The organism is Enemella evansiae (assembly GCF_002250705.1).
Taxonomy (GTDB): domain Bacteria; phylum Actinomycetota; class Actinomycetes; order Propionibacteriales; family Propionibacteriaceae; genus Enemella; species Enemella evansiae.
Map to the genome: position 1 here is coordinate 35681 of NZ_NMVP01000001.1, position 25657 is coordinate 61337.

Sequence of the window (25657 nt, forward strand, 5' to 3'; positions counted from 1 at the left end):
ACGGACCGAGGGAACGACGTGAGCCAGCACCCGATCGATTTCACCGCCCCGGCCGCCGCGGCCTCGGTGCTCGGTGAGCCGACCCGGGCCACCCTCCCGCTGAACAAGCTGGCCCCGGAGGCGGCGCTGCGGCGCCTCGAGCTGGCGATCGTACGCCGCCTCGAGGGTTTCCTGCACGGGGACCATCTGGGCCTGTTGCCCGGGCCCGGTTCGGACACCAACGACGCCCGCGAATATGTGCCCGGCCAGGACGATGTGCGCAAGATGGACTGGGCGGTGACCGCCCGGACCACGGTGCCGCACGTCCGGGACACGATGGCCGACCGCGAGCTCGAGGTCTGGGCACTGCTGGATGTCACCCCGTCGATGAACTGGGGCACCGCCGGCATCACCAAACGCGACCTGGGCATCGCCGCGGTCGCCACCATCGGCTTCCTGAGCCAGAAGATGGGCGACCGCTTCGGCGGGATGATCATGAAGCCCGACGGGATCCGCCGGCTGCCCGCCAACTCCGGGCGTACCGCCCTCTATGGTCTGCTCGGCAAGATGCTCGAGGAACCGATCGTCCCCGACCACGCGACCGGCCCCTACGACCTGCCCGAGGGCATCGAGCAGCTGGCCCGCACCCAGCGGCGCCGCGGGTTGCGGGTGGTCGTCTCGGACTTCCTCACCCCCGGCGATCACGAACTCGATCCCAACGTCGAACCGCCCTGGGAGCGGGCGCTGCGCCGGCTCGCGGTCCGCAACCAGGTGCTCTGCGTCGAGGTCGTCGACCGGTTCGAGCTGCAGTTCCCCAATGTCGGCGAGATCCTGATCCGCGATCCGGAGACCGATTTTGAGCGGTATGTGAATACTGGAGATGCCGCCGCCCGACAGCGGATGGACGCCGCCAGCGCCGCACAGCGTGAACGGATCCGGATCGCACTGCGTCGGGCCGGGGTGGGCCACATCCAGTTGCGTACCGACCGGGACTGGGTCGCCGACATCGCCCGTTTCGTGCTGGCCTATCGGCGGGTCGCCAGCATGTTGCACGCACCACCGCAGGGGGTGAGCCGATGATTCCACTGGACGGGTGGCTGCCCAACTTCTCGGCGCCCGGGCGGTTGATCTGGCTGATCGCGATCCCGCTGCTGGTGGCCGCGTACCTGTGGGCCTCGCGCCGCAAGAACCGGCGCGGGATGCGCTTCACCAACACCTCGATGCTCGGCGCGGTGGTGCCCAAGCAGTCCCAGTGGCGCCGGCATCTGGCGGTCGCGTTCTCGCTCCTGTCCCTGGTCAGCCTGACCGGCGCCTGGGCCAAACCGGTCGCCCAGGTCGACGTGCCCCGGGAGCGGGCCACCATCGTGGTGGTGCTGGACGTGTCCCAGTCGATGGCCGCCAACGACATCAAACCCGACCGGTTGACCGTCGCCAAGAACGGCGCCAAGGATTTCGTGCAATCGCTGCCGGAGAAATACAACGTGGCGCTGGTCGCGATGTCGGGCAACCCGTCGCTGGTGATCCCACCGACCCTCGATCGGGCCGCGATGATCCGCGGCATCGACTCGCTCCAGCTGCGCGACTCGACCGCGATCGGGGAGTCGATCGTCGTCGGGCTGCGGGCGCTGGACATGGCACCCAAGGACAAGGCCGACGGTGACAAGCCGCCGCCCGGTGCGATCGTGATGCTCTCCGACGGCACCAACACCCTCGGCCGGCCGGCCGAGCAGGGCGCCCAGGAGGCGATCCAGGCCAAGGTCAAGGTCTACACGATCGGCTACGGCACCGAGAATGGTTATGTGGACCTGGACGGCAAGCGGGAAGCGGTGCCGGTGAACCAGGCCCAGATGGAACGGGTCGCACAGATGACCGGCGGCTCCTACTTCCGGGCGGCTACCCCCGACCAGCTCAAGAAGGTGTACGAGAACATCGGATCCTCGGTCGGTGTGGAGAAGGCCGAACGCGAGACGACCGCCGCCTGGGCCGGCTGGGGTCTCGGTTTCGCCGCCCTCGCCGCGCTGGCCGCGATCTCCCTGGCTGCGAGGTGGCCATGATGCTGATTCCGCTCGACCTGCCGAACTTCGCCCACGCCGGGCGGCTCTGGGCGCTGCTCGCGATCCCGGCCCTGGCGGGTCTCTATCTGCTGCTGCTCTGGTATCGGCGCGACACCGGCCGGCGGACGCTGCTGATCAACCCGGATCGGAAGTGGGTACGCCACCTGGCGGTGGTCCTGGCGATCCTCAGCCTCGGCATGCTGACCGTCGCCTGGGCGACACCGCGGCAGACGGTCGATGTGCCCCGGGAGCGGGCCACGGTGGTGGTCACCCTGGACGTGTCGCTGTCGATGGAGGCCGCCGATGTGCCGCCGAACCGGCTGGCGGCCGCCAAGACCACCGCGAAGGAGTTCGTGAACTCACTGCCGCCGGCGTTCAACGTCGCGGTCGTCGAGTTCGCCGGGAACGCCTCGATCGTCGTCCCACCGACCACCGACCGCGGGGTGGTGAACGCCGGTATCGACAATCTGCAGCTGCGGGAGTCGACCGCGATCGGTGAAGGCATCTACACCGCCCTGGATGCGCTGCTGATGGTGCCGCCGGATCCGCGGGATGCCGACGGCCAGGTCCCGGCGACGATGGTGGTGCTCTCCGACGGTGAGTCCCAGCGTGGCCGCAGCGCCTTCGCCGCCGCCACCGAGGCCAAGAAACGCGGCGTACCGGTGAACACCATCGCCTTCGGCACCGAGAGCGGCTACATCGTCGACAAGCGCACCGGGCGTCGGGAACCCGTCTCGGTGAACAAGGAGCAGCTCGCCGAGATCGCCGCCACCGGCGGCGGCAAGGGCTACTACGCGCCGACGGTGGAGAAGCTGCGCGAGGTGTACGCCGACATCCGCCGTTCCGCCGGCACCGAGAAGGCCTATCAGGAGGTCACCTCCCGCTACGTCGGCGGTGGCCTGGTGCTCGGCCTGCTGGCCGCGGTCGGCATCGTCTCCCTCGGCGCCCGCTGGCCGTAACCGCCCCCCCACTAGGTTGGGCCCATGACCTCCGACATCGCCGCCAACCTCGCCACCATCCACCAGCGGATCGACCGGGCCGCGGCGGCCGCCGGGCGCAGCAGCGAGGAGATCCGGTTGCTGCCGGTGTCGAAGACCAAACCGCCGGAAGCGGTGCTGGAGGCGTACGCCGCAGGGGAGCCGATCTTCGGGGAGAACAAGGTCCAGGAGGCCCAGGCCAAGGCCGAGGCGCTCGCCGACACCGACATCAAGTGGGCGGTGATCGGGCACCTGCAGACCAACAAGGCGAAGTATCTGGCGCGGTTCGCGCACGAGTTCCATGCCCTCGATTCGCTCAAGGTGGCGACCGAGCTGGAGAAGCGGCTGCAGAACGAGGGCCGGGGGCTGGACGTGTTCATCCAGGTCAACTCGTCGGGGGAGGCGCAGAAGTTCGGGCTGCCGCCGGAGGAGGTGGCGGACTTCGCCCGCGAGCTGCGGGCCTTCGATGCGTTGAACGTGCGCGGGCTGATGACGCTCGCGGTGTTCGCCGACGACCCGGAGGTGGTGCGGCCCTGTTTCGAGCGGATGCAGCAGCTGCAGCAGCGGCTCCGCGACGACGACCGGGCGGCCGGGGGGTACGAGGAGCTGTCGATGGGGATGAGCGGGGACTTCGAGCTGGCGATCGCGCACGGGGCGACGACGGTACGCGTCGGGCAGGCGATCTTCGGGGACCGGTTGGACCCGAACGACTACTGGCCGGGGTGACACCTCGACTCGCTCCGCTCGCTCGGTGGGCGTGGAGCGTGATCGCTCGCTCGGTGGGCGTCGTCAACCCGCCGCGCTGGTGCAGAAGTGACTTGTGATGCACAATGGGCGCATCGTTCGTCCACGTTTTGAGGATGTCGGGGAAGGCAACCCTCAAGCCTTGGGAGGAACGATGAGCACGACCCGTGGAGTTCTTTTTGTCCACTCCTCGCCGTCAGCGCTGTGCCCGCACATCGAATGGGCCGCCGGCGGCGTACTCGGCATGCCCACCTCCCTCGACTGGACCGGGCAGCCCGCCGAGCGCTCGGCGTACCGCGCCGAATACTCCTGGCAGGGGCCCTCCGGCACTGCTGCGCGGCTGGCGAGCGCGCTCAAGGGCTGGCAGAAGCTCCGCTTCGAGGTGACCGAGGACCCCAGCCCCGGTGTCGAGGGTTCTCGGTACGCCTACACGCCGACTCTGGGCGTCTTCCACGCCACCACCGGCATCCACGGCGACATCATGATCCCCGAGGACCGACTGAAGGCCGCCGTCGTCACCGAGGCGCTCGGCGGGAAGTCGCTGCACGACGCCGTCGACGAACTCCTCGGCCGCCCCTGGGACGACGAACTCGAACCCTTCCGGTACGCCGGCGAGGGCGCTCCCGTGCGCTGGTTGCACAAGGTCGTCTGAGGCCGCCGCCGATTCCGCTGCACCGACCAGATCCTCCGACCCCGCGCGGGTATCTGCCGAGATCCGGGTGGCCGCTCCCTTGTTGCGACCCCCCTCAAACCGATGCACGTTTGATCCCAAGCTGGCATCAAGGAAATCGCTGATGCACGGGAGGGATCAAAGAAATGTCTGATGCTCACCACGCATCAAACCGATCCTTGATGCCGTCTGGGCATCAAGAAAATCTTTGATGCTGTCTGGGTATCAAGGCCGTATCGGTTGGCGGCACCATCCCAAGGGTCACATTCCCCACAGGTCAGCCGAGTTCCCAGACGCGGCGGTGGAAGGCGCGGCGTACCGGATCGTCGGGAATGCCATAGCTGGCGAGGAAACGCGGCCACCAGCCGGGGCCGAAGTTGTGCTCCAGGCTCCAGTGCGCCGCGCCGAGATCGGACCAGCGGTCCCCGACGCCGAGTTCGCCCAGGTCGACCAGCCCGACGAAACCGCCCGCGTCGCCGACGATGGTGTTCGGCGCACACGGGTCCCCGTGGCAGACGACCAGCCGATCGACCGGTGGCGGCGCACCGAGCTCGGCCAGCGCGGCAGGGGAGAGCCGGGTGAGCGGCTCCCGGCGCCACGGGCAGGCGGTCACCGGTGCCGTCTCGTGCAGGCGCCGCAGACCGATACCGAGGGCGTCGATGACCGGTCCGGGATCGGCGGAGAAGAGCGGATCGATGGTGTTGCGGCCGGCCAGCGCGCGGGTGTGCAGCCAGCCCACTCCGTCGGCGACGCCGGCGCCGAGCACCTCCGGTACCGCGATGAACTCCCGCGCCCAGCCCAGCTTCGCCGCTTCCAGCTCGGGATCGAACTCCGGATGCGGCGGTCCGACCTTGACGAACTCGGCGTCGCGTTCACCGGCACCGATCCGCCAGGTCGTCCCGCCGATCTCGTTCGCCCAGACCGCGCGGAGCGGTCGTCCACCGGCGATCCGGGCGACCACTGCGGGCACCGCGGGATCGACGGCGGGGACGCTCACCGGCTCGGTTCAGTCCTCGGTGACGTTGGCGTTGGTGAAGGCGATGGCGACGTTCGGACCGCCGAAACCGAAGGAGTTGTTCAACGCGGCCAGCTCGCCGGCGGGCAGCTCCCGGGCGGTGTTGGCGGCGATGTCGATGCCCAGGTCCGGTTCGGGATTGGCCAGGTTGATCGTCGGCGGCACCTGCCGGTTCTTCAATGCCAGCACGGTTGCCAGCGACTCGAGCGCACCGGCGGCGCCGAGCAGGTGGCCGGTCATCGACTTGGTGCCGGTGACGATCGCCCTGCTGTCCTCACCGAGCGCCTGCCGGATCGATCCGGCCTCGGTGATGTCACCCTGCGGGGTGGAGGTCGCGTGCGCGTTGACGTGGGCGATGTCGGCGGCGGCGAGGTCGGCGTCCGCCATCGCCCGCTTCATCGCCGAAGCCTGTCCCTGACCGGTCGGGTCGGGCTGCACGATGTCGTGTGAATCGGCCGACATCCCTGCCCCGGCGAGGGTTCCGTAGATCTTCGCACCGCGGGCCCGGGCGTGCTCGAGGGTCTCCAGCACCAGCGCCACCGCACCCTCGCCGAGCACGAAACCGTCACGATCCACATCCCAGGGGCGGGAAGCCCCCTCGGGGTCGTCGTTGCGCCGGGACAGCGCCTGCATCTGACCGAACGCGGCGATCGGCAGCGGGTGGATGACACCCTCGGTGCCACCGACCACACACACGTCGGCGCGGCCGGAGCGGATGATCTGCAGGCCCTGGGCGATGGCCTCGTTGGAGGAGGCGCAGGCCGAGACCGGGGTGTGCACACCGGCCCGCGCGCCGATCCGCAGCCCCACCTGGGAGGCCGGCGCATTCGCCATCAGCATGGGAATCGTGAACGGCGAAACGCGGCGGACGCCGCGCTCCTTCATCACATCCCAGTTCTCCAGAATCGAATGCAGGCCGCCGATCCCGGTACCCACCGACACAGCCAGCCGGTCGCGGTCCAGGTCGTTCTCCTCGCCCAGCTTGAAGCCGGCATCGGCCCATGCCTCGAGCCCGGCCACCACCGCCAACTGGCTGGCCCGGTCCATCCGGCGGGCCTCGACCCGCGGCACCACCTCGGTGGGTTCGGTGGCGACCCTGGCGGCGAACCGGGTCGGCAATTGCTCGGCCCACTCCTCGGTGATGGCGTGCACGCCGGTACGCCCGGAGACCAGGCCCTCCCAGGTGCTGGCGACATCGCCACCGAGCGGGGTGGTGGCGCCCAGACCGGTGATCACAACGGTGCGGCTCATATCGACTCTCGTTCGGTTCGGTTCGGCTCGGATGGGGTGCTGGCGGGGAGTGCGGAACCGGCGGGATCCCTGTCGATACAGGGAACCCGCCGGTCTCGACTCAGGACTGGGCGCGCTCGATGTAGGCGACCGCGTCGCCCACGGTCTTCAGGTTCTTGGCCTCCTCGTCGGGGATGGACACCCCGAACTTGTCCTCGGCGGCGTAGATGATCTCGCTCATCGCCAACGAGTCGGCGTCCAGGTCGTCGATGAAGGACTTGTCCATCTGCACGTCCTCGACCGGCACATTGACGACCTCGTGCACGATCTCGGCGAGCTGGCTGCGGATCTCTTCGGTGGTGGCCATCTGCTTTTTCTCCTTTTTCTTTCCTGGTTGGAAAATCTTGGTGGGTGGTTCTCGGTCAGGGCAGCACGATGACCTGGCCGGCGTACACCAGCCCGGCGCCGAAGCCGACGATCAGCGCGATCTGGCCGCTGTGGCCCTGGCCCTCGGCGTACAGGGTCTCGATCGCCAGCGGGATGGAGGCCGCCGACGTGTTTCCCTGCTGCTTGATGTCGCGGGCGACGGTCACGTGCTCGGGCAGCTTCAGGGTGCGGATCATCGCGTCGGTGATCCGGTTGTTCGCCTGGTGCGGGATGAACACCTCGAGGTCGTCCACGCTGATGCCCGCACGGTGCAGCATGTCGAGCGTCTTGCGGGCCACCGTGGTCGACGCCCACTTGAACACCGGCCGGCCGTCCATGTGCAGCTTCGGCATCCCCTCACCCTCGTAGTCGGGGATCATCGGGGTGTGGATCACCTCGGCGGCCTCGCCCTCGGAGCCCCAGACGACCGGCCCGATACCGGGGGTGTCGCTGGGCCCGACGATCGCCGCACCGGCGCCGTCGGCGAACAGGAACGCCGTGCCCCGGTCGGTCAGGTCGGTGATCTCGCTGAGCTTCTCCACCCCGACCACCAGCACGTTGGTGGAGGCCCCGCTGCGGACCAGCGCATCGGCCTGGGCGATGCCATAGCAGAAGCCGGCGCAGGCCGCGGAGACGTCGTATGCCGCAGCGGTCCCGGCGCCCAGCTCCTGAGCCAGTTGCGGGGCCAGGCCGGGGGTGGTCTGGTGGTGCGAGACGGTCGCGACGATGACGGTGTCCACCTGGTCCGGGGTGAGGCCGGCGCGTTCCATCGCCTGCTCACCGGCCCGCTTGGACATCAGCATCACGGTCTCGTCGGCATTCGCCCAGCGACGCTCGGTGATGCCGGTGCGCTGCTCGATCCACTCGGGGGTGGACTCGATCATCGTGCACATCTCCTCGTTGCTGACCACCCGCGAGGGGCGGTAGCTGCCGAAGCCGAGGATCCGGGAGTAGGGGGAGCCGGCGGGCGCCTGGATCTGCCGGCGGCCGGTGCTTGTCTCGGTCATCTACGAATTCTCCGTCCCCGCGCCGTGCCGGCGTACGAAATCCTGCGCCTCGGTGAGCTGGTCGGGGCTGTTCAGTGTGAACAGTTCGACGCCCTTGAGATTGCGCTTGGCGATGCCGGTCAGCGTACCGGCCGGTGTCAGCTCCAGCAGCCCGGTGACACCCAGCTCGAGCATCGTCTCCATGCAGAGGTCCCAGCGCACCGGATTGGCCACCTGGCCGACGATCCGCTGCAGCACCTCGGCACCGTCGGTGACGACCTGGCCATCGGCATTGGACAGCAGCCGGATCCGCGGATCCTGGGTGGTCACCGCCGCGGCCAGTTGCTCCAGGTGGGCGACGGCCGGCGCCATGTGCCTGGTGTGGAAGGCGCCGGCGACGCTGAGCGGTACCAGTCGGCAGCGGCGCGGGGCGTCCTCGGCGAGGGCGGCCAGCTGCTCGGTGGTACCGGCGGCGACGATCTGCCCGCTGCCGTTGTTGTTGGCGGCGGTCAGGCCATGCTTCTCGATCGCGGCGAGCACCTCGTCGCGATCCCCGCCGACCATCGCGGTCATCGAGGTCGGGGCCACCGCGGATGCCTCGGCCATCGCCTTGCCGCGTTCGCGGACCAGCACCATCGCCTGCTCGGGGGACAGCACGCCGGCGAAGGCGGCGGCGGTCAGCTCGCCGACCGAGTGGCCGGCGCTCACCCCGGTCAGCCGGTCGGCCTCGTCCGGTTCGTCGAAGAGGGCGGCCGCGGTCAGCAGCCCGGCCGCGACCAGCAGCGGCTGCGCGATCGCGGTGTCGCGGATCGTGTCGGCGTCGGCCGTGGTGCCGTAGTGCACCAGATCCAGGTCGGCGACCGCCGAGAGCCAGCGCAGCCGGCTGGCGGATTTCGGATCTGCGACCCACGGTTCCAGGAAACCGGGGGTCTGGGCACCCTGACCGGGCGCGACGATTGCAAGCACGGTCCAACTCTGTCGGTTCCCGGCCCGGCGCGCGTGCACCGACGCCACGAAAAGGGCAAAACGATTTTGTCGGATTCCCACAATCGGGGTCCGGGTCCGGGGTGGGCTGCGCGCTGGGACATGCAGTAACCGGAATCGACCGGTCGGTAATCGCAGTCCCACTGGGTTTGATCATGGATTCTTCGGGCTAGTGCATGTCCCAGCGCTGAGGACCCGCGCCGTTCTACACTGCCGCGGTGGCCAAGCATCGGATTGTGCAGACCTGGCTCGGGGCCGTGCTCGCGGCAGCGGCCGTGCTGCTGGTCGGGGTGAGCGTGCTGCCCGCGGCGTTCGCGGCCCGTACCGACCGGGTCAGCACAGCGGCGCCCGGTGAACTCATCGACGCCGGGGCCTACCAGCTGCGGGTCGACCGGTTGCGCAGCTTCCGCGATGCCGAGGGGATCGCCAGGCTGGTGGCCGAGGTCCGGGTCACCAACCCGCACAAGGAATCGGTATCCCTGGAGCTGGTCCCGATCAGCATCGACCTCGGGGATCGGCCACCGATGGAGATGGAAGCCCAACTCGGCGACGGCGTGGAACCCAGCTCTGATGTGCAGGTGCGCAAACTGTCCCCGGGACTGGTGGACCGGACGGCCGTGGTCGTTCCCACCGACGACGATCTGGCCCGGAATCCGCTGCCGCCGGAGGTGACCGTGGTGGTGGCGCGTACCGCCAGGGGGGACCGCTCGGTGACCGGGATCGTGCCGACCTGGCAGCCGGACGGCCGCACCGTCCGGGTGCGGCTCCCGGTCCTCACCGGGTGACCAGCCAAACCTTTCCGTCCGCAGCGATCTGTGCGCCGCGGATCCCGTCGGCATATCCCTCCTGCACCCGGAACAGAGTGGTGTAGGTCCCGGTCTCCCCGCGATTCAGCGTGCAGCCGTAGAAGCCGTTGAAGGTGGCTTCCGGGTCCAGCGAGCGGAGGCGGGTGTCGCGCCAGGTGAGCAGGTCGGTCGAGCCGACCAGCTTGATGTCCGCACAGTAGTCGCTGGCGTTGAGGGTGGTGGTGAGCGTCACCGCGACCAGCATCTCGCCCGGGCGGGCGCGGGCCGGCTCCACCGGGAATCCGGGGGCGGCATCCGGGGGATACAACTCGGTGCCGCTATCGATGCGCTCCATCCGATAGCTGTCCGCGCCCACCTGTGCCACCTTGCCCACCGACTGCCACGGCTGCTGGTCGCTGCGCGGATCGCCTTCGCCGGCCCGCCACCACAATCCGGTGAGCACCAGGGCGGTGAGCAGCAGCAGCGCGAGTGTCCGGAAGAGCCCACTCATCGGAGCACATCCTCGGGCCGGTCGTCCTCGAGATACACCACCGCGTCCGCAGGTGGATTCCCCACGGCCGCGAGATCGATCCGGATCCTGGCCCGCCATTCCAGGCCGCGAACCTGATCGAAGCTGCCGCCCTGGTCGAGGATCACCTCGGCACCCGATCCGAGCCGGTCCAGGTCGCGGCGGCTGATCTCATAGACCGCGACGCCATATCCCCGGTACCCGGGTTCGGAACCGCCGAGCGGGTTGTTGATCGCGGTATAGGAACGGCCCAGGAACTCCAGCGTCGCGCCCTCCACCGCGCAGTAACGAGTCAGCGAGTCCACCGCGAAGCCGACCGATACCAGCAGGCCGTCGGTGCGATAGGGCTGCTGGCCGTCCGCCTGATCCTCCGGGCTCTCGTACACCTGCCGCGCGGCCCTGACCTCGGTCACCCGGACCCGGCACCCGTCGAAGGTGTACGCCTCCGAGGCCGGGCCCCGGGCCCCGACCAGCAGCTCACCCGGTTTCGGGATGGCGGTCGCGATCGCCCCGGTCAGTAGCAGCACGGTCAGCGCGCCGCGCAGGATGCGGTTCATCGGTTCACCGCCAGGGGCTCTGGCTCCCCGGGCTCCGCCGCGGCGGCCTCCGGCGCGCTCCGGCGGCGGTCCCAGGCCAGGCAGACCTGGAAGGCGACGGTCAGCAACGCCAGCCGCAGCGCCTCCAGCGGCAGCATCAGCACATCGCTGGTCGCCTGGGCCGCGAAGGCGTACACCGCGGGCCGCTCACCGATCAACCAGACGTACGCCCCAGTGGCGGCGAAGTCGGTGAGCAACCGGAGCAGGCCGTAGCCGAACAGGAACCCGGCCAGGAACAGCAATCCCGGGCGTACCACCAGCCGCAGCGCCTGGAAGGTCGGCACGTAACGGTCGTCGATGTCGCCGAGGAAGGCCTCCTGGAACTCCAGCCAGCCGCGCCGGACCGTCCCGGACTCCCGCAGCCGCCGCAGCCGGCGCCGCTCGACGGCCGGGGCGTCGCTGCGGTGCCGCCACAGCTCGGCCACCGACAGCCCGCCGGTCCCGAACACCAGCGCCGCGACGGCCAACCAGAGCAACGGCTCGAACACCGCGACGCCGAGCGTCGGCCACGCCGTCTCGGACCAGAACCGCCAGAGCCGAGCGAAGAAGTCGGGGTGGCCGAACAGTTGCGCGATCCCACGCAGGAATCCTTCGACCCAGGCGGTGACCTGCCGACCAGCGAGCCAGTTGCGGACCAGTTCGAGCACCCGGCCGCCGACCAGGATCAGGGTGAGCAGGAAGAACGCCTCGAAGAATGCGCCGACCAGGCCGAGCAGGGTGCGTCCCGATCGCTCGCCCAGCAACTCCAGCGAGCGCCGCAGCAGATAGGCGCCGACGATCACCGCGACCGCGATGCCCAGTCGGCTGCCGTTCCTGGTGGGGTCGAGCAGGTCGGAGAGGTGGTCGTCCAGGGTCGGATTGGTGAGCCAGATGTCGACCAGTTCCAGTTCGGCGGCCCGCTGCCGGACCTTGTCGAAGGCCGCGTAGATCCCCAGCAGCGGCAGCAGGGTGACCGCGACCAGATCGGTGAGCCGATTCGAAGGAGCGGCCGGCGTACCCGCGGCGGTGGGCTCGGGCGCGGGTCGTCCGGTTCGGGCGAGCCATTCCCGGCCGAGGATGTGCAGCGCCGCCACGGTGGCGACCACGGTGGCGACCAGGCCGAGGCTGAACACCACCAGGGCCAGCCAGGAGTTCTGCCGGATCAACATCGCCGCACCCCAGAGCGCGACCTCGGCCAGCAGCCAGGCGGCCAGCAACCAGCTCAGCGTGGCGGGCAGGGTACGCCACCAGATCTGCGCGGTGGTGGCCGCGAGCCGGGCCGGATGGGCAGCATGCACCGGCTCATCGTAGAAGCCGGAAGGGCTACCCGAGCGGCCCGCCGACGTGTCCTTCGGGGAGGGTTCGCCCACCGGCCCAGGGTCGCTCGTGGGTGACCACGATCCACAATCCGGCGACCAGGCAACCGGCCATCGCCGCCTGCCACAGGTACCAGCCGGGCTGGCGCACGAACAGGTCGCCGAGGGTTCGTTCGGGAACGTACAGCTCGATGCCCACCCGGGCAAGGATCAGCAGGGCGAGGGCGATGCCGGCGACCGCGAGACCGGGCCAGATGGGCGCGGGACGCCGGGCGGCCAGGTGCAGCAGGACCAGGATCGCCACCGTGCCGAGCGGCAGGGCGAGAGCGGTCAGCATGCCGGCGGCTGCCTTGTCGTCGAAGATCTCGCTCGCCAGCCAGAAGCCGTACGCCTGATCGGGCAGCCGGCGCGGGGGCAGTGACGGCTGCCACTTCGCCACCCATGGCATCGTCAGCGACAGCACCGCGATCCAGCCGAGGATCAACCCGGTGATCCGTGGCAACTGGGCCCGCGACAGCGTCGCCGGGCCCTGGGTGTCGGTGCTCATGTTCTGGTGCTCCCTTCTCAGCGGCGTACCATCTCCAGCTGGATCCGGCCCGGGATGCCGCGCATCGGTTCGGTCCGGCCGGTCGGCTCGAAGCCGTGCCGGGCGTACAGCTTGCGTGCCGCGATGCTCTCGGTCTCCACCCACAGCCGCAGGCTGTCCGAGCCGCGGCCGGCGGCCATCGCGACCGCGGCCTCGACGAGCAGGTCGGCGACCCCGCTGCCGCGGTGGGCGGGGATGACCCACATCCAGACCATCAGCTGGTTCCCGTCCTCATCGGGGCGTACGCCGACCGTGCCGACCGGTTCGCCGTCGTCGGCCGCCCAGAGGCTGTGCCCGGAGCCCGCGCGGGCCTGCCAGTAGCTCTCGGTATAGCTCCGCTCCTCATCGAAGGAGGACCCGAAGGCCCGCGGGGCGTCGCTGAGGGTGGCCAGCCGCAGCGCACGCATCAGCTCCCAGTCCTCGGCGGTGAAACGATGGATGGTGATCGTCACCGGTTGTCTCCAGAGGTCGACTGCGGGCCGACGAGCCGGCCCAGGGTGAGTGCCATCCGCAGCACATAGGCATCCCGCGGATCGCTGGGATTGAAACCGGTCACCTCGGCGATCCGGCGCAACCGGTAACGCACCGTGTTGGCATGGACGAACAACCCGCGCGCGGCACCCTCGATCGAGGTGCCGGCGTCCAGGAAGGCGATCAGGGTCTCCAGCAGGCCACCACCGGCCTCGGCGAGCGGGCCGAAGACGTCGTACGCCAGGGCGCGCCGGGCGTGCCCGTCACCGGCCAGGGCACGTTCGGGCAACAGATCGGCCGAGCTGACCGGGCGGGGTGCCTCGGGCCACGCGACCGCGGCGCGCAGCCCCGACAGCGCCGAGCGGGCCGAGGACGAGGCGTCGACCAGATGGTCCACCGCCGGTCCGAGCACCACCGGGCCCGGCCCGAAGAAATCCAGCAGCTGCCCGACCAGCGCCAACCCGCTGTCGGTCTCGCCGAGCGCGTCCCCGCCGAGCACCAGCACCAGCCGGTCACCCTGGGTCGCGGAGAGCACGTCGACGTGCTGGCGACCGGCCGTCCGGCGCAGCAGCTCACCGAGCCGGGGGTCGTCACCGTTGGGCGAGGCGCCGACCGCGACCGCGACGGCGCTGGTCGCGGTCCAACCCATCGTCGAGGCCCGGGAGAGCACCGACTCGTCGGTCTCACCGCGGACCACCGCATCCACCACCAGGGCCTCCAGTCGGGCATCCCAGGCGCCGCGGGTCTCGGCCGCGCGGGCGTACACCTCGGCGGCGGCGAAGGCGATTTCCCTGCTGTAGTTGATGATCGCGACCTGGGCGACCGGGCGATCACCGCGTGGCAGCAGCTCCTGCAGCTTGGTCTCCACCACCTCGATGGTGGTGCGGACCAGCTCGACGGTCTGGTGCAGGCTGATGTGTCGGGCCAGGGCGCGCGGTGCGGTGGAGAACACCTCCAGCCCCGAGGAGGCCGCCTCCGGGTCGGCGAACCAGGTGATGAAGCCGTCGATCCCGGCGCGGGCCACCACGCCGACCCAGGAGCGGTGTTCGGCGTCCAGGTTGGTGAACCACTCGTGCCGTTGCTCCATCTCCGCGGTCGCTGCGGTGGCCATGGTGGCGGCGATCCCGGAGAGCCGCTTGGTGATCGCGGCCCGCTGGCGCGCGGACAGCTGGGGCGAGCGGGCGCCGCGGGACTCCGGGGTCATGGGGGAGAGACTAGTGGCCCACGCCCGCGCGGTCCGGTTGTCGACGCCGACCGAGCAACACGAGTGTGACGGCCGCCGTGCCGAGCAGCAGACCGACGAGCTCGTTGCCACCGGGTGACCGGCCGAACAGCGCCCAGGCCCACAGGGTCGTCACCGGCGGGGTGAGATACAGCAGGCTGCTGGTCCGTGCCGCGCCCAGCCGCCGCAGACAGACCAGGAAGGTGGCATACCCGCCGATCCCGGACAGCAGCACCAGCCAGCCGATCGCCGCGAGCAGGTCGGCGGTGACCGGCACCAGCAACCGGCCGTTGACGGCCGCGTATCCGGTGAAGACCGCGGCCGCGACGACCACCTGGATCGTCAACGCGGTGAGCACATCGGTGCCGGCCGGCCAGCGCCGCTCCGCCACGGCGGCCGCGGAGAGGGCCAGCAGGCTCAGCACCGGCAGCAGTACGCCCGGGCCGGCCGTGGTGCCGAGTCCGACGGTCACCGCGACCGCGACGAGTCCCAGGAGCAGGCCCAGCAGTACGCCGCCACCGGGCCGTTCCCGCCAGCAGACCCAGCCGATCAGGGTGACCAGCATCGGTTGGGTGGCGCAGACCAGGGCGACCGTGCCGGGCGCCACCCCGACCGCGCTGGCGCCGAAGACCCCACCGAGGAAGACGACATGCGCCAGCAGTCCGATCGCCATCTGTCGACCGATGACCGGTGCCGGGAGCTGTGGGCGACGGGGCAGGGTGATCAGCAGCAGGATCACCGCGGTGGCCAGGTAGCGCCACGCCAGCACCGCGGCCGGATCACTGGCGCTGGCCAGTTCGGCGCCGACGAAGCCGGAGCTCCAGAACACCACGAAGCCGCTCGCCCAGAGGATTAGAGTCATGGCATCGAGGTAAACATACAGGTCTGTATACTCGCAGTGCACGGTGCGGCCCGAGGGGGAGGCGATGGAGCAACTGGACGAGCTGGTGCCGATCGAGATGCCGGTCACCACACCGGTCGGGGAGCGACTGCTGGACACCGCCAGCGAGCTCTTCTACGACCGGGGCATCACCGCCGTCGGCGTCGACCTGATCTCCGAGCAGGCCCGGGCGACCAAGCGGACGCTCTATCAACGCTTCGGCTCCAAGGATGGGTTGGTGGCGGCCTACCTGACCCGTCGCGCGCACCGCTGGCAGGTCGGCCTGCTGGCGGCGGTGCGGGCCGCCGACCCGCAGGATCCGGCCGAGGCCCTGCGGGTGGTCTTCGACTACAGCCGATCCTGGGCCGCACACAACGAGCGCGGTTGCGCCTTCGTCAACGCCTGGGCCGACGTCGGCCCCAGTGACGCGGGGGCGGTGCGGATCATCCGCGAGGAGAAGCAGTGGATGGGCCTGCTCTGGTCGGCGCTGCTCGGCGACGCGATGCTGGCCGGGCAGGTGCAGCTGCTGCACGAAGGCGCCCAGGTGGCGGCCTCGGTGCTCGCCGACGAGGCGGCCTTCGACCGGGCGTACGCCGCGGCGCTGCGGCTGCTTCCCCAGTGATCCGGCTGGCATAGGCTGGCCGGGTGGATCCGGTGAATGCGCTGCGTGAGATCGCCTACCTGCTGGAGCGGGACCGGGCCGACACCCATCGCGTCAAGGCCTATCGCCGCGCCGCCGACCTGATCGCCGAGCTGGACGCGGCCGAACGCGAGCAGCACCGCAGCGCCGACGACTGGCGCGGGCTGCCCGGGATCGGCCCGAAGACCGCGACCGTGGTGTCCCAGGCGGTCGCCGGCCGGGTGCCGGACTATCTCGCCCAGCTGCGCGAGCAGCAGCAACCGCTGGTCGGCGGGGGAGATGGGATCCGGGCGGCCCTCAAGGGCGACCTGCACTGCCACTCCACCTGGTCCGACGGGGGGTCGCCGGTGGAGGAGATGATGCTGGTCGCGCAGTCCTTCGGCTACCGCTATCAGGCGATCACCGACCACTCGCCGCGGCTCAAGGTGGCCCGCGGGCTGTCCGCCGAACGGCTGCGCGAACAGCTCGAGCTGGTCGATGACCTGAACGAGGCGTTCCAGGCTCAGGATGCGGATTTCCGCGTCCTGAAAGGGATCGAGGTCGACATCCTCGACGACGGGGCGCTGGATCAGGAGCCCGGCCTGCTGCATGAGCTCGACGTGGTCGTCGCCTCGGTGCACTCCAAGCTGGCGATGGACTCCGAATCGATGACCCATCGGATGGTCGGTGCGATCGCCAACCCCGCGACCAACATCCTCGGGCACTGCACCGGTCGCCTGGTGATGGGGGCGCGGGGGACCCGGCCGCAGTCGGTCTTCGACCCGGAGGTGGTGTTCGCCGCCTGCGTGCAGTTCGGGGTCGCGGTCGAGATCAACTCCCGGCCCGAGCGCTGCGACCCACCCGATGACCTGTTGGCGCTGGCGGTGGAGATGGGCTGCTTCTTCTCGATCGACACCGACGCGCATGCTCCCGGTCAGTTGGACTGGATCGCCTACGGCTGCGAGCGGGCCGAGCGACACGGCCTCACCCCCGATCGGATCATCAACACCTTCGAACTGGAGCGCCTGCAGGAGTTCTGCCGGCGCCGCTGAGCGGTGTGACGCCCCTCACGCCCATTGGCTGAAATTATCGAGGCATTGTGATTGACAATGCCTAGTGGGTGGGCTTCAGTTGAGGTACGCCCGGGTTCGAACCGGGACCAGACGAACCGATCGAGAGGACGTCACATGTGCGGTTCCGCGCGTGAGACCGTTTCCTGTGCTCCGGTGGCGCCGTCCCTGGTGACGCGTGCCCACATCGATCTGCTCCTCGTCTGCAGCGCCTTCTGTATGCGCTGATCACCCCCTGCGTGGCCGTCGACGACGGCACCCCATAGGACCCGGTCGCCGGATCTCCCACCAGCACGGAGTTTCCGGGCGTCCGGTGACGTCCCCACCCATCGAACCGCACCGTCTCGCATCCGCGGACGAGTGCGCCCAGCCAGGAGCAACCGTGTCCATCTCCACTCGTTCCCGCCCGGTCGACGAGACCCCCGAGGCCCCGCGGGCGGCCGGGGAGCAACCCTCGGTGTCGGCCGCCCTCGATCCCGCCGCGCTGCGGATCGTGCCGCGCCGCCGCCCGCTGACCTGGGTCGCCACCGTCGTGGTGGCCCTGCTGCTGGTCGGGCTGGTGCGCGCCCTGGTGACCAACCCGGCCTGGGAGTGGGGCACCTTCGCCGACTACTTCTTGTCGGTGTCGATCCTCAAGGCGTTGCTGACCACGCTCCAGCTGACCGCCCTGGGCACCGTGATCGGTTTCGCGCTCGGGGTGGTGCTCGCGGCGATGCGATTGTCAGAAAGCCTGCTGCTGCAGGCGGTCGCGTACACCTTCGTCTGGGCCTTCCGCTCGATCCCGCTGATGGTGCAGCTGATCTTCTGGTTCAACTTCGGCTATCTCTATCGCCAGCTCAGCGTCGGCATCCCCTTCGGTCCGGAACTGTTCAGCATCGACACCAATGCGCTGCTGAGCGCGATGGCCGCGGCCGTGCTCGGCCTCGCGCTGCACCAGGCGGCCTATGCCGCGGAGATCGTGCGGGCCGGGATCCTGTCGGTCGACGCCGGCCAGGTGGAGGCGGCCGAGGCGCTGGGAATCCCACGGTGGCGTCGATTCCGGCGGATCGTGATGCCGCAGGCGATGCGCTCCATCCTGCCCAATGCGGTCAACGAGGTGATCAGCCTGTTCAAGGGCACCTCGATCGTCTCGGTGATGGCGATCCCCGAGCTCTTCTATCAGGTGCAGGTGATCTACGGCCGCAACTCCCGGGTGATCCCGCTGCTGATGGTCGCGACCGTCTGGTACATCATCTTGACCACGCTGCTCTCGATCGCGCAGTACTTCATCGAGCGGCACTTCGGCCGGGGCAGCGAACGCACCCCGCGCGCCACCCCCGTGCAGCGGCTGCGTGCCGCACTCGGACAGCAGGTGCAGCGCGGCCGGGTCACCCGCGTGACCGGGGGTGCTGACCGATGAGTGCGGTGGAGCTGCGCCAGGTACGCAAGAGTTTCGGCACCCTGGAGGTGCTGCGCGAGGTCGACCTGAGCGTGCCCGAGGGCTCGGTGACCGCGATCATCGGGCCGTCCGGTTCGGGCAAGTCGACCCTGCTGCGGATCATCAACCACCTGGAGAAGGTCGACCAGGGGCTGGTCACCGTCGGTGGCCGACTGGTCGGCTATCGCCAGCGCGGCGACCGGCTGCACGAGCTGTCGGAGGCGGAGATCCTGCGCCAGCGCAGCCGGATCGGGTTCGTCTTCCAGAACTTCAACCTGTTCGGTCACCTGACCGTGCTGGAGAACATCATCGAGGCACCGGTTTCCGCCCAGCGGCGGCCGCGCCGGGAGGTGATCGGTGAGGCCCGCGAACTGCTGAGTCGGGTCGGTCTGGCCGACAAGGCCGACGTCTATCCGCGGCAGCTCTCCGGCGGCCAGCAGCAACGGGTCGCGATCGCTCGCGCCCTGGCGCTGCGGCCCGGGCTGATCCTGTTCGACGAGCCCACCTCCGCCCTGGACCCGGAACTGGTCGGCGAGGTGCTCCAGGTGATCCGCGAACTCGCGCACGGGGGCACGACGATGCTGATCGTCACCCACGAGATCGCCTTCGCCCGCGAGGTCGCCGACACCGTCGTGTTCATGGACGGCGGCCACATCGTCGAATCCGGGCCGCCGGAGCAGGTGCTGACCAACCCGACCCAGGCCCGCACGCGGGCCTTCCTGGCCCGTACCCAGTGACACCGCCTTCCCAGAATCCTTCCCAGAATCCTTCCCAGAAACGAATCCAGGAGCATCCCATGCCCACCTTCCACACCGTCCGCCGCCGGTTGACCGCGCTCACCGCGGCTGCGCTGGTTGTCAGTCTGGCGGCCTGCGCCGACCCGTCCGAGGAGCCGCGGCAGGCCGCGGACGGCCCGGTCGCCGGCTCCCAGGTGCAGGTGATCAAATACGACACCAGCCCGGATCAGCCGCGGGTGAAGGGAAACTTCGATCCCGCGCTGGCGGCCCAACTGCCCGAGTCGGTACGCCGCAGCGGCGTGCTCCGGGTGGCGGCCAACGGCGCCGGGAACGCACCGCTGGTGTTCGTCGCCTCCGACAACCGCACCCCGATCGGGGTGGAGGTCGACATCGCCAACCTGGTCAGTGATGTCGTCGGTCTGCGCGTGGAGATCGTCAACACCAGTTGGGAGAACCTGTTCGTCGGCCTGGACGCCCAGCGCAGCGACGTCGGGATCTCCAACGTCGGGGTTTCCGAGGAACGCAAGGACAAATACGACCTGGCCACCTACCGGCTCGGACTGCACGCCTTCGAGACCGCCCAGGGAACCGGCTGGAAGGTGAACGGCCCCGCCGACATCTCCGGCAAGCGGATCGGTGTCGGATCGGGAACCCTGCAGGAACAGGTGCTGCTCAACTGGAACAAGCAGAACACCGATGCGGGCCGCCCGGCCGCCGAGGTGCTCTATTTCCAGAACGCCACCGATTCCTACCTGGCCATCCGATCCGGCCGGTTGGACGCCTACCTGGGCCCCAACCCCAGTGCCACCTACCACGTGGCGACCAGCGGACAGACCGAGATCGCCGGCACCGTCTCCTCGAGCTATCCCATCGAGGGCAAGGTCGGGATCATCTCCCGCAAGGGCAGCGGGCTCGCCGACCCGCTCTCCGCGGCCGTCAACCGGGCGATCGCCGACGGCACCTATCAGCAGGTGCTCGCCAAGTGGGGCCTGGAGTCCGAGGCGGTGCCCCGCTCCGAGGTGAACCCGCCCGGTCTGCCCCGGCCCAGCAAGAAGCCCAGCGCCCAACCCACCGCCCGCTGATCGCGTCAGAATCCCATCGCCGGAAGGAGATCCAGAGCATGGCCCGGATCGTCACCATCTCCAGCAGCCCCTCGGCCGCCTCGCGTACCGACATCCTGCTCGCCCATGTCCAGGCGATCATCGAGGCGGCGGGACACACGGTCGTCCCCGTCGTGGTGCGGGACCTACCCGCCAGGCCGCTGGTACTCGCCGAAGCCGGTGATCCGGAGATCGCCGCCGCGGTGGCCGCGATCGCCGACGCCGATGCCGTCGTGGTCACCTCACCGGTCTACAAAGCCGCCTACAGCGGGCTGCTGAAAGCCTTTCTCGACCTGCTGCCGCAGACCGCGCTGGTCGGCAAGCAGGTGCTGCCGCTGGTCACCGGTGGCTCCCCGGCCCACGTGCTGGTCGTCGACTATGCGCTGCGACCGGTGCTGGAGTCGCTGGGTGCCGATCACATATCCTCCGGCCGGTTCGTGCTGGCGCGGGCGATCGTGAAGGCCGAGCAGGAGCAGCGCGGCCACCTCGAGGAGGGCGCCGCCGCCGAGGTGGACGCGGTGACCGGTGCCTTCCTGGACTGGTTGCACGCCCAGCTCGCCTGGCGCTCCCGCGGCGAACGCGCCGGTGGTGAGGTGGTGCCGCAGCCGGAGGTCGCGCCGCGGCGCACCCCCTCGGTGGTCTTCGTCGGCGGCGGGCCGCGGACCCTTGGTGTGCTGGAACGCATGGGCGCCAGCCTCGGCGATGATGCACAGCTGCAGGTACACATCGTCGATCCGCACCGCCCCGGTACCGGACGGATCTGGCGCGGCGATCAGTCCCGACTGCTGTGGATGAACTCGCACGCCGCCGACATCACGGTGTTCACCGATGAGTCGGTCGACTGCGCGGGCCCGGTACGATCCGGACCCTCGCTGGGGGAGTGGATCACCGGTGCGGGGCGCCCGGTGCTGGTCGACCAGGGCTGGCTGGCCCCCGACGACGAACCCGACCCGCAGGCATTCCTGCCGCGCGCGGTGCTCGGTGAATATCTGGGCTGGGCGTGGGACCGGATCCGTGGACAGCTCCCGCCGGGGGTCGAGGTGATCCTGCACGCCGACCGGGCCGTCGACGTGATCGACCAGGCGGGCCGTCAGGTGGTGGTGCTGGCGGGCGGTGAACGGGTGCTGGCCGACGCCACCGTGCTCGCCCAGGGGCACCTGGACCAGCTCCTCACCGACGCCCAGCGTGAGCTGGTGGACGAGGCGCGCCAGCAGGACCTGACCTACATCCCGCCCGGGTACACCGCCGATCTCGACCTGAGCGCCCTGCAACCCGGTGAACCGGTGATCGTGCGCGGGATGGGGCTGGCGTTCATCGATCTCGCGGTGCTGCTCGCCGGTGGCCGCGGTGGCAGCTTCGTCGAGGAGAACGGTGAGCTGACCTATCGGCCCTCCGGGTTGGAACCGATCCTGTACGCCGGTTCGCGCCGGGGTGTGCCCTACCACGCCAAGCTGGGGTACGCGATCGCCGACGGGCCGGCACCGCTGCGCCACCTCAGCCTCGATCGGTTGGGTGAGAGTGGCCAGCTCGACTTCGACAGCCAGGTGTGGCCGCTGATCGAGACCGAACTCGCCGATGCCCACTACCGGCGGCTGTTCACCGCCCACCCCGAACGCACCCGCGGCGGGTGGGCCGACCTGGAGCAGGCCCTGAAATCCCACCGGGCAACCGATTCCCGGGTCACCGCGCTGGTGGACGAGCTCGTTCCCGACCCCCGGGACCGCTTCGATCTGGCCGCCATCGACCGGCCCCTCACCACCGACCGGGTCCCGGCGGCGGGGGCCGAGTCGGCGGTGGTGGCGCACATCACCGACGATCTGGCTCGGCGCCGGGACCGGGCGTACTCTCCCGACCGCGCGGTCTTCGACGCCTTCGTCAGCATCCACGGTTTCCTGTCCGGGCTGCTGGCGGAGGGGCGGTTGGCGGTCGGGGACCGGATCACCCGTGTCGAGGACGGCTGGCGGGGGCTGTTCTCGTTCGTGTGCAGCGGCCCGCCGCCGCGGCGGCTCGCCGAACTGCTGGCCCTGCACCGAGCGGGCGTCGTGCACTTCCTGGGGCCGGAACTGAGCGTCGAACTCGCCGGCGATCACTTCGTGGCCCGCTCACAGGGCCACGAGACCGGCGTGCGGACCCGCGCCCTGGTGGACGCCTTCCTCGCCAGGGTCGACATCAACGAGACCGCGGACCCGGCGATCCGCTCGCTGCTGGCACGAGGCCAACTGGCCACCGAGCGGATCCCGGGACCGGATGGTGGCCGGCTGCCCGGGGGGCTGTTGCGCACCGACCGGGAGGCCCGGGCGCTGCGCCGCGACGGGAGCGTGCACCCGAACCGCTACCTGGTCGGGCCGTCGGTCTCCGGCAGTGCCGGTGCCGGCGGGTTGGCGCGACCGGGTTTCAACGCACCGGCATTCCGGCAGAACGATCGGCTGGCCCGCACCCTGCTCGGGGGGCTCGGCCTGGGCACCGTACCCGACCGGCGCACCACCTCGATCACCCCGGAGGCCGCCGCATGAACCGGGTGAGCCGGATGGCCCGGATCGAGAACTGGCTCCGCAGCGCCGCCGTCGTCTCCGGGGTGGAGGGTGCCTGGCACTGCCTGGCACCGGTCGAGCAGGCGGTCGAGCTGGCCGCCGAGTGCCGATCCGGCCACCGCAGCACTCGAATTTCGCTACCAGTGAAGGAGAATCACCGATGAGCACCATCGGAACACCGGGCACCGCGCCGCTGCAGATCGCCGTCGCGCTCGACGGCGCCGGGTGGCATCCCGCCGCCTGGCGGCTGCCGCAGGCACGACCCGCGGACCTGTTCGGGGCACGGTACTGGACCGACCTGGTGACCGAGGCCGAACGCGGCGGTGTCGACCTGGTGACCTTCGAGGATGCGTTGCGGCTGCAGTCCCACGACCGATTCACACCCGACCGGCGCACCGATGAGGTGCGCGGTCGGCTGGACGCGGTGCTGGTCGCCACCCGGGTGGCGCCGGTCACCGATCGGATCGGGCTGCTGCCCACCGTCGTCACCTCGCTGACCGAGCCCTTCCATGCCGCCAAGGCGATCGCGACCCTCGATCACATCTCGCACGGCCGCGCCGGGGTCCGGGTGCAGGTCGGCGGGCGGAGCGACGAACTGGGCCATCTGGGTCGGGACCGGCCGACCAGCATCGAGGAACTGTTCGCCGAGGCGGGCGACTACGTCGAGGTGCTGCGCCGGTTGTGGGACAGCTGGGAGGACGACGCCGAGATCCGCGACGTGGCCACCGGGCGGTTCATCGACCGGAACAAGCTGCACCACATCGATTTCTCCGGCGCGACGTTCTCGGTGAAGGGCCCGTCGATCACCCCCAGACCGCCGCAGGGACAGCCACTGGTCGGCGCACTCGGGCACGTCCCGGTGGCGTACCGATTGATCGCCCAGGCGGCCGATCTGGCGTTCGTCACCCCGCGGGACGCGGTGGCCGCTGCCGCCATCGTCGACGAGCTCGAGGCGGAGCAACCGGTCCGCGCGCCCACGGTGTTCGCCGATCTGCTGGTGCTGCTCGAGGACACCCCGCAGACGGCCCGGGCGGCGCTCGACGAACTGGACTCGGCCAACGGCGCACCCTTGACCAGCGACGCGCTGATCGTCACCGACACCCCGGCCGCGGTGGCGGACCTGATCGAGGACTGGCGGGACGCCGGCATCGACGGGGTACGCCTCCGGCCGGCCCGGTTGCCACCACGGGACCTGGATCGGATCACCAGCGAGCTGCTGCCGCTGCTGCGCCGGCGGGGACTGCATCGCGGAGTCGAGGAACCCGTCACCCTGCGCGAGCGGCTCGGGCTGATCCGGCCGGCGAACCGGTACGCCCTGATCTGACCGATCAGCGAATCCCCACCAGCACAGCGAAAGACGTGAGAGGACCATCATGACCACGGCAAAGCAACTGCACCTCGGTGCGCACTTCCCGGGGGTGAACAACACCACCGTGTGGAGCGATCCGGCGTCGGGCAGCCACATCGACTTCGACTCCTTCGTCCGCTTCGCCCGCGACGCCGAGCGGGGCCTGTTCGACTTCCTGTTCCTGGCCGAGGGACTGCGGCTGCGGGAGCAGGGCGGCGAGATCTACGACCTGGACGTGGTGGGCCGGCCGGACACCTTCCCGATCCTGACCGCGCTGGCCGCGGTCACCGAACGGCTCGGCCTGGTCGGCACGATCAACGCCACCTACAACGAGCCCTACGAGGTCGCCCGCCAGTTCGCGAGCCTCGACCACCTCTCCGAGGGCCGGGCGGGGTGGAACGTGGTGACCAGCTCCGATGCGTTCACCGGCGAGAACTTCCGTCGGGGTGGATATCTGGAGCATTCGCTGCGTTATGAGCGGGCCCGCTCCTTCGTCGAGGCGACCCGGGTGCTGCAGGACTCCTGGGTCGACGGGGACGTCGTCGCCGACCGGGACACCGGCCGTTTCCTGGCCACCGAGCGGGCCGGGGAGTTCAGCTACACCGACCAGTTCTTCGACATCGCCGGCCGCTTCAATGTGCCGCGCAGCCCGCAGGGCCACCCGGTCCAGTTCCAGGCGGGTGACTCGGACCAGGGCCGGGAGTTCGCCGCCCAGACCGCGGAGGCGATCTTCACCCGGCACAGCACCCTGGCCGACGGGCAGGCGTTCTATGCCGATCTGAAGGGTCGCCTGCCCCGCTACGGCAGGAATCGCGACGAGCTGCTGGTGCTGCCGGGGGTGACCTTCGTGCTGGGAGACACCGACGAGCAGGCCCGGGAGCTGGCACACCAGGTCCGGCTGGCGCAGGTCAGCGGACGGACCGCGATCGCCTTCCTCGAACAGGTCTGGAACACCGATCTGTCGGCCTACGATCCCGACGGACCACTGCCCGACATCGACCCGCTCCCGGGGGACCTGATCAGCAAGGGCCGGGCCAGCGTACGCCGATTCCGTGACCCGCTCGCCACCGCCGCCGAGTGGCGGGAGATCGCACAGGCGAAGGGATTGTCGATCCGTGAGCTGATCATCGAGGTCACCGAACGGCAATCCTTCGTCGGCTCCCCGGAAACCGTTGCCCGGGAGATGAACGAGTTCGTCCAGGCCGACGCCTGCGACGGGTTCATCCTGATCCCGCACCTCAGCCCCGACGGGCTGGCCCCGTTCGTCGATCAGGTGATCCCGCTGCTGCAGGAGTGGGGCGTCTTCCGCACCGGTTACGAGCACGACACGCTGCGCGGGAACCTCGGACTCCCGGCGCCGCGAGCCGGCCACGAGCACGCCGCGCTGACCGGCTGAGACCGGCTGG

27 protein-coding genes are annotated in these 25657 nt (G+C 70.1%); 15 read left to right on the forward strand and 12 right to left on the reverse strand.

Annotation, left to right across the window (positions count from 1 at the left end):
* Positions 1-18: 18 nt before the first annotated feature.
* The 5 genes from BI335_RS00175 to BI335_RS00195 all read left to right on the forward strand — a co-directional run bounded on the left by BI335_RS00175 (position 19) and on the right by BI335_RS00195 (position 4406).
* Positions 19-1059: a DUF58 domain-containing protein gene (locus BI335_RS00175; RefSeq protein ID WP_094360479.1), complete on the forward strand. Its 1041-nt coding sequence runs from the start codon at positions 19-21 to the stop codon at positions 1057-1059.
* Positions 1056-2033 (forward strand): VWA domain-containing protein, encoded by a 978-nt coding sequence (locus BI335_RS00180; RefSeq protein ID WP_094360481.1) that lies wholly within the window; start codon positions 1056-1058, stop codon positions 2031-2033. The genes BI335_RS00175 and BI335_RS00180 overlap by 4 nt, the downstream gene beginning before the upstream one ends.
* A complete protein-coding gene (locus BI335_RS00185; protein ID WP_229118172.1) occupies positions 2033-2992 on the forward strand; it encodes a VWA domain-containing protein in 960 nt (319 codons plus the stop codon). Before BI335_RS00180 ends, BI335_RS00185 begins: the two co-directional genes overlap by 1 nt.
* A 24-nt stretch (positions 2993-3016) precedes the next feature.
* On the forward strand, positions 3017-3736 hold the full coding sequence (locus BI335_RS00190; RefSeq protein ID WP_094429352.1) for a YggS family pyridoxal phosphate-dependent enzyme: 720 nt from the start codon (positions 3017-3019) through the stop codon (positions 3734-3736).
* Between the two features lie 172 nt (positions 3737-3908).
* Complete coding sequence (locus BI335_RS00195) at positions 3909-4406, forward strand: DUF3145 domain-containing protein (RefSeq protein ID WP_094360486.1); 498 nt, start codon at positions 3909-3911, stop codon at positions 4404-4406.
* A gap of 295 nt (positions 4407-4701) precedes the next feature.
* On the opposite strand, the gene BI335_RS00200 is transcribed toward BI335_RS00195, so the two are convergent.
* The 5 genes from BI335_RS00200 to BI335_RS00220 all read right to left on the reverse strand — a co-directional run bounded on the left by BI335_RS00200 (position 4702) and on the right by BI335_RS00220 (position 9047).
* A complete protein-coding gene (locus BI335_RS00200) occupies positions 4702-5421 on the reverse strand; it encodes an aminoglycoside 3'-phosphotransferase (RefSeq protein WP_094429353.1) in 720 nt (239 codons plus the stop codon).
* Between the two features lie 9 nt (positions 5422-5430).
* A complete protein-coding gene (locus BI335_RS00205) occupies positions 5431-6690 on the reverse strand; it encodes a beta-ketoacyl-[acyl-carrier-protein] synthase family protein (protein ID WP_094429354.1) in 1260 nt (419 codons plus the stop codon).
* Between the two features lie 100 nt (positions 6691-6790).
* Entirely contained in the window at positions 6791-7036 is a 246-nt protein-coding gene (locus tag BI335_RS00210) for an acyl carrier protein (protein ID WP_094360492.1), read from the reverse strand.
* Between the two features lie 55 nt (positions 7037-7091).
* The gene (locus tag BI335_RS00215; RefSeq protein WP_094360494.1) at positions 7092-8102 is read right to left on the reverse strand and encodes a beta-ketoacyl-ACP synthase III; all 1011 of its coding nucleotides are present in this window, start codon (positions 8100-8102) and stop codon (positions 7092-7094) included.
* Complete coding sequence (locus tag BI335_RS00220; protein WP_094429697.1) at positions 8103-9047, reverse strand: ACP S-malonyltransferase; 945 nt, start codon at positions 9045-9047, stop codon at positions 8103-8105. It lies immediately after the preceding gene.
* Positions 9048-9283: 236 nt separating this feature from the next.
* Here BI335_RS00220 and BI335_RS00225 point away from each other — a divergent pair, with 236 nt between their 5' ends.
* On the forward strand, positions 9284-9850 hold the full coding sequence (locus tag BI335_RS00225) for a hypothetical protein (RefSeq protein ID WP_094429355.1): 567 nt from the start codon (positions 9284-9286) through the stop codon (positions 9848-9850).
* Here the strand turns inward: BI335_RS00225 and BI335_RS00230 are convergent.
* From BI335_RS00230 to BI335_RS00260, 7 genes are read right to left on the reverse strand one after another with little or no spacing between them, the layout of a single operon-like run.
* Positions 9840-10361 carry a hypothetical protein gene (locus tag BI335_RS00230; protein WP_094429356.1) on the reverse strand — a complete coding sequence of 174 codons (522 nt, stop codon included), beginning with the start codon at positions 10359-10361 and terminating at the stop codon, positions 9840-9842. The two genes, BI335_RS00225 and BI335_RS00230, sit on opposite strands and share 11 nt — an antisense overlap.
* Positions 10358-10936, reverse strand: coding sequence for a hypothetical protein (locus tag BI335_RS00235; RefSeq protein WP_094429357.1), 579 nt, complete (start codon positions 10934-10936; stop codon positions 10358-10360). The genes BI335_RS00230 and BI335_RS00235 overlap by 4 nt, the downstream gene beginning before the upstream one ends.
* The gene (locus BI335_RS00240; RefSeq protein ID WP_144009045.1) at positions 10933-12252 is read right to left on the reverse strand and encodes a hypothetical protein; all 1320 of its coding nucleotides are present in this window, start codon (positions 12250-12252) and stop codon (positions 10933-10935) included. Before BI335_RS00240 ends, BI335_RS00235 begins: the two co-directional genes overlap by 4 nt.
* Positions 12253-12277: 25 nt before the next feature.
* Entirely contained in the window at positions 12278-12817 is a 540-nt protein-coding gene (locus tag BI335_RS00245) for a hypothetical protein (protein ID WP_094429359.1), read from the reverse strand.
* Between the two features lie 17 nt (positions 12818-12834).
* Positions 12835-13308 carry a GNAT family N-acetyltransferase gene (locus BI335_RS00250; RefSeq protein ID WP_094429360.1) on the reverse strand — a complete coding sequence of 158 codons (474 nt, stop codon included), beginning with the start codon at positions 13306-13308 and terminating at the stop codon, positions 12835-12837.
* The gene (locus BI335_RS00255; protein WP_094429361.1) at positions 13305-14531 is read right to left on the reverse strand and encodes a PucR family transcriptional regulator; all 1227 of its coding nucleotides are present in this window, start codon (positions 14529-14531) and stop codon (positions 13305-13307) included. The genes BI335_RS00250 and BI335_RS00255 overlap by 4 nt, the downstream gene beginning before the upstream one ends.
* A gap of 10 nt (positions 14532-14541) precedes the next feature.
* Positions 14542-15411, reverse strand: coding sequence for a DMT family transporter (locus tag BI335_RS00260; protein WP_094429362.1), 870 nt, complete (start codon positions 15409-15411; stop codon positions 14542-14544).
* Positions 15412-15475: 64 nt separating this feature from the next.
* Here BI335_RS00260 and BI335_RS00265 point away from each other — a divergent pair, with 64 nt between their 5' ends.
* The 9 genes from BI335_RS00265 (at position 15476) to BI335_RS00305 (ending at position 25647) form a co-directional block, all read left to right on the forward strand.
* Positions 15476-16051 carry a TetR/AcrR family transcriptional regulator gene (locus tag BI335_RS00265; RefSeq protein WP_229118171.1) on the forward strand — a complete coding sequence of 192 codons (576 nt, stop codon included), beginning with the start codon at positions 15476-15478 and terminating at the stop codon, positions 16049-16051.
* Positions 16052-16074: 23 nt separating this feature from the next.
* Entirely contained in the window at positions 16075-17100 is a 1026-nt protein-coding gene (locus tag BI335_RS00270; protein WP_094429363.1) for a PHP domain-containing protein, read from the forward strand.
* 400 nt (positions 17101-17500) lie between these two features.
* Entirely contained in the window at positions 17501-18517 is a 1017-nt protein-coding gene (locus BI335_RS00275) for an amino acid ABC transporter permease (RefSeq protein WP_094360514.1), read from the forward strand.
* Positions 18514-19272 carry an amino acid ABC transporter ATP-binding protein gene (locus BI335_RS00280; RefSeq protein WP_094429364.1) on the forward strand — a complete coding sequence of 253 codons (759 nt, stop codon included), beginning with the start codon at positions 18514-18516 and terminating at the stop codon, positions 19270-19272. The genes BI335_RS00275 and BI335_RS00280 overlap by 4 nt, the downstream gene beginning before the upstream one ends.
* A gap of 59 nt (positions 19273-19331) precedes the next feature.
* Complete coding sequence (locus BI335_RS00285; RefSeq protein WP_094404141.1) at positions 19332-20354, forward strand: ABC transporter substrate-binding protein; 1023 nt, start codon at positions 19332-19334, stop codon at positions 20352-20354.
* A gap of 38 nt (positions 20355-20392) precedes the next feature.
* Positions 20393-22885, forward strand: a complete 2493-nt coding sequence (gene ssuE, locus BI335_RS00290) for an NADPH-dependent FMN reductase (protein WP_094429365.1) — start codon at positions 20393-20395, stop codon at positions 22883-22885.
* On the forward strand, positions 22882-23067 hold the full coding sequence (locus BI335_RS00295) for a hypothetical protein (RefSeq protein WP_094429366.1): 186 nt from the start codon (positions 22882-22884) through the stop codon (positions 23065-23067). The genes ssuE and BI335_RS00295 overlap by 4 nt, the downstream gene beginning before the upstream one ends.
* Entirely contained in the window at positions 23064-24227 is a 1164-nt protein-coding gene (locus BI335_RS00300) for an LLM class flavin-dependent oxidoreductase (protein ID WP_094429367.1), read from the forward strand. Before BI335_RS00295 ends, BI335_RS00300 begins: the two co-directional genes overlap by 4 nt.
* A 49-nt stretch (positions 24228-24276) precedes the next feature.
* Entirely contained in the window at positions 24277-25647 is a 1371-nt protein-coding gene (locus BI335_RS00305) for an NtaA/DmoA family FMN-dependent monooxygenase (protein ID WP_094407171.1), read from the forward strand.
* Positions 25648-25657 lie beyond the last annotated feature (10 nt).

What these genes read in the sequence shown, in the direction of transcription:
- BI335_RS00245 (WP_094429359.1), bottom strand. Translation starts at nt 12,817, where the DNA reads ATGAGCACCGACACCCAGGGCCCGGCGACGCTGTCGCGGGCCCAGTTG.
- BI335_RS00265 (WP_229118171.1), top strand. Translation starts at nt 15,476, where the DNA reads ATGGAGCAACTGGACGAGCTGGTGCCGATCGAGATGCCGGTCACCACA.
- BI335_RS00300 (WP_094429367.1), top strand. Translation starts at nt 23,064, where the DNA reads ATGAGCACCATCGGAACACCGGGCACCGCGCCGCTGCAGATCGCCGTC.
- BI335_RS00215 (WP_094360494.1), bottom strand. Translation starts at nt 8,102, where the DNA reads ATGACCGAGACAAGCACCGGCCGCCGGCAGATCCAGGCGCCCGCCGGC.
- BI335_RS00255 (WP_094429361.1), bottom strand. Translation starts at nt 14,531, where the DNA reads ATGACCCCGGAGTCCCGCGGCGCCCGCTCGCCCCAGCTGTCCGCGCGC.
- BI335_RS00230 (WP_094429356.1), bottom strand. Translation starts at nt 10,361, where the DNA reads ATGAGTGGGCTCTTCCGGACACTCGCGCTGCTGCTGCTCACCGCCCTG.
- BI335_RS00305 (WP_094407171.1), top strand. Translation starts at nt 24,277, where the DNA reads ATGACCACGGCAAAGCAACTGCACCTCGGTGCGCACTTCCCGGGGGTG.
- BI335_RS00280 (WP_094429364.1), top strand. Translation starts at nt 18,514, where the DNA reads ATGAGTGCGGTGGAGCTGCGCCAGGTACGCAAGAGTTTCGGCACCCTG.
- BI335_RS00190 (WP_094429352.1), top strand. Translation starts at nt 3,017, where the DNA reads ATGACCTCCGACATCGCCGCCAACCTCGCCACCATCCACCAGCGGATC.
- BI335_RS00180 (WP_094360481.1), top strand. Translation starts at nt 1,056, where the DNA reads ATGATTCCACTGGACGGGTGGCTGCCCAACTTCTCGGCGCCCGGGCGG.
- BI335_RS00295 (WP_094429366.1), top strand. Translation starts at nt 22,882, where the DNA reads ATGAACCGGGTGAGCCGGATGGCCCGGATCGAGAACTGGCTCCGCAGC.
- BI335_RS00195 (WP_094360486.1), top strand. Translation starts at nt 3,909, where the DNA reads ATGAGCACGACCCGTGGAGTTCTTTTTGTCCACTCCTCGCCGTCAGCG.
- BI335_RS00205 (WP_094429354.1), bottom strand. Translation starts at nt 6,690, where the DNA reads ATGAGCCGCACCGTTGTGATCACCGGTCTGGGCGCCACCACCCCGCTC.
- BI335_RS00235 (WP_094429357.1), bottom strand. Translation starts at nt 10,936, where the DNA reads ATGAACCGCATCCTGCGCGGCGCGCTGACCGTGCTGCTACTGACCGGG.
- ssuE (WP_094429365.1), top strand. Translation starts at nt 20,393, where the DNA reads ATGGCCCGGATCGTCACCATCTCCAGCAGCCCCTCGGCCGCCTCGCGT.
- BI335_RS00285 (WP_094404141.1), top strand. Translation starts at nt 19,332, where the DNA reads ATGCCCACCTTCCACACCGTCCGCCGCCGGTTGACCGCGCTCACCGCG.
- BI335_RS00210 (WP_094360492.1), bottom strand. Translation starts at nt 7,036, where the DNA reads ATGGCCACCACCGAAGAGATCCGCAGCCAGCTCGCCGAGATCGTGCAC.
- BI335_RS00185 (WP_229118172.1), top strand. Translation starts at nt 2,033, where the DNA reads ATGCTGATTCCGCTCGACCTGCCGAACTTCGCCCACGCCGGGCGGCTC.
- BI335_RS00260 (WP_094429362.1), bottom strand. Translation starts at nt 15,411, where the DNA reads ATGACTCTAATCCTCTGGGCGAGCGGCTTCGTGGTGTTCTGGAGCTCC.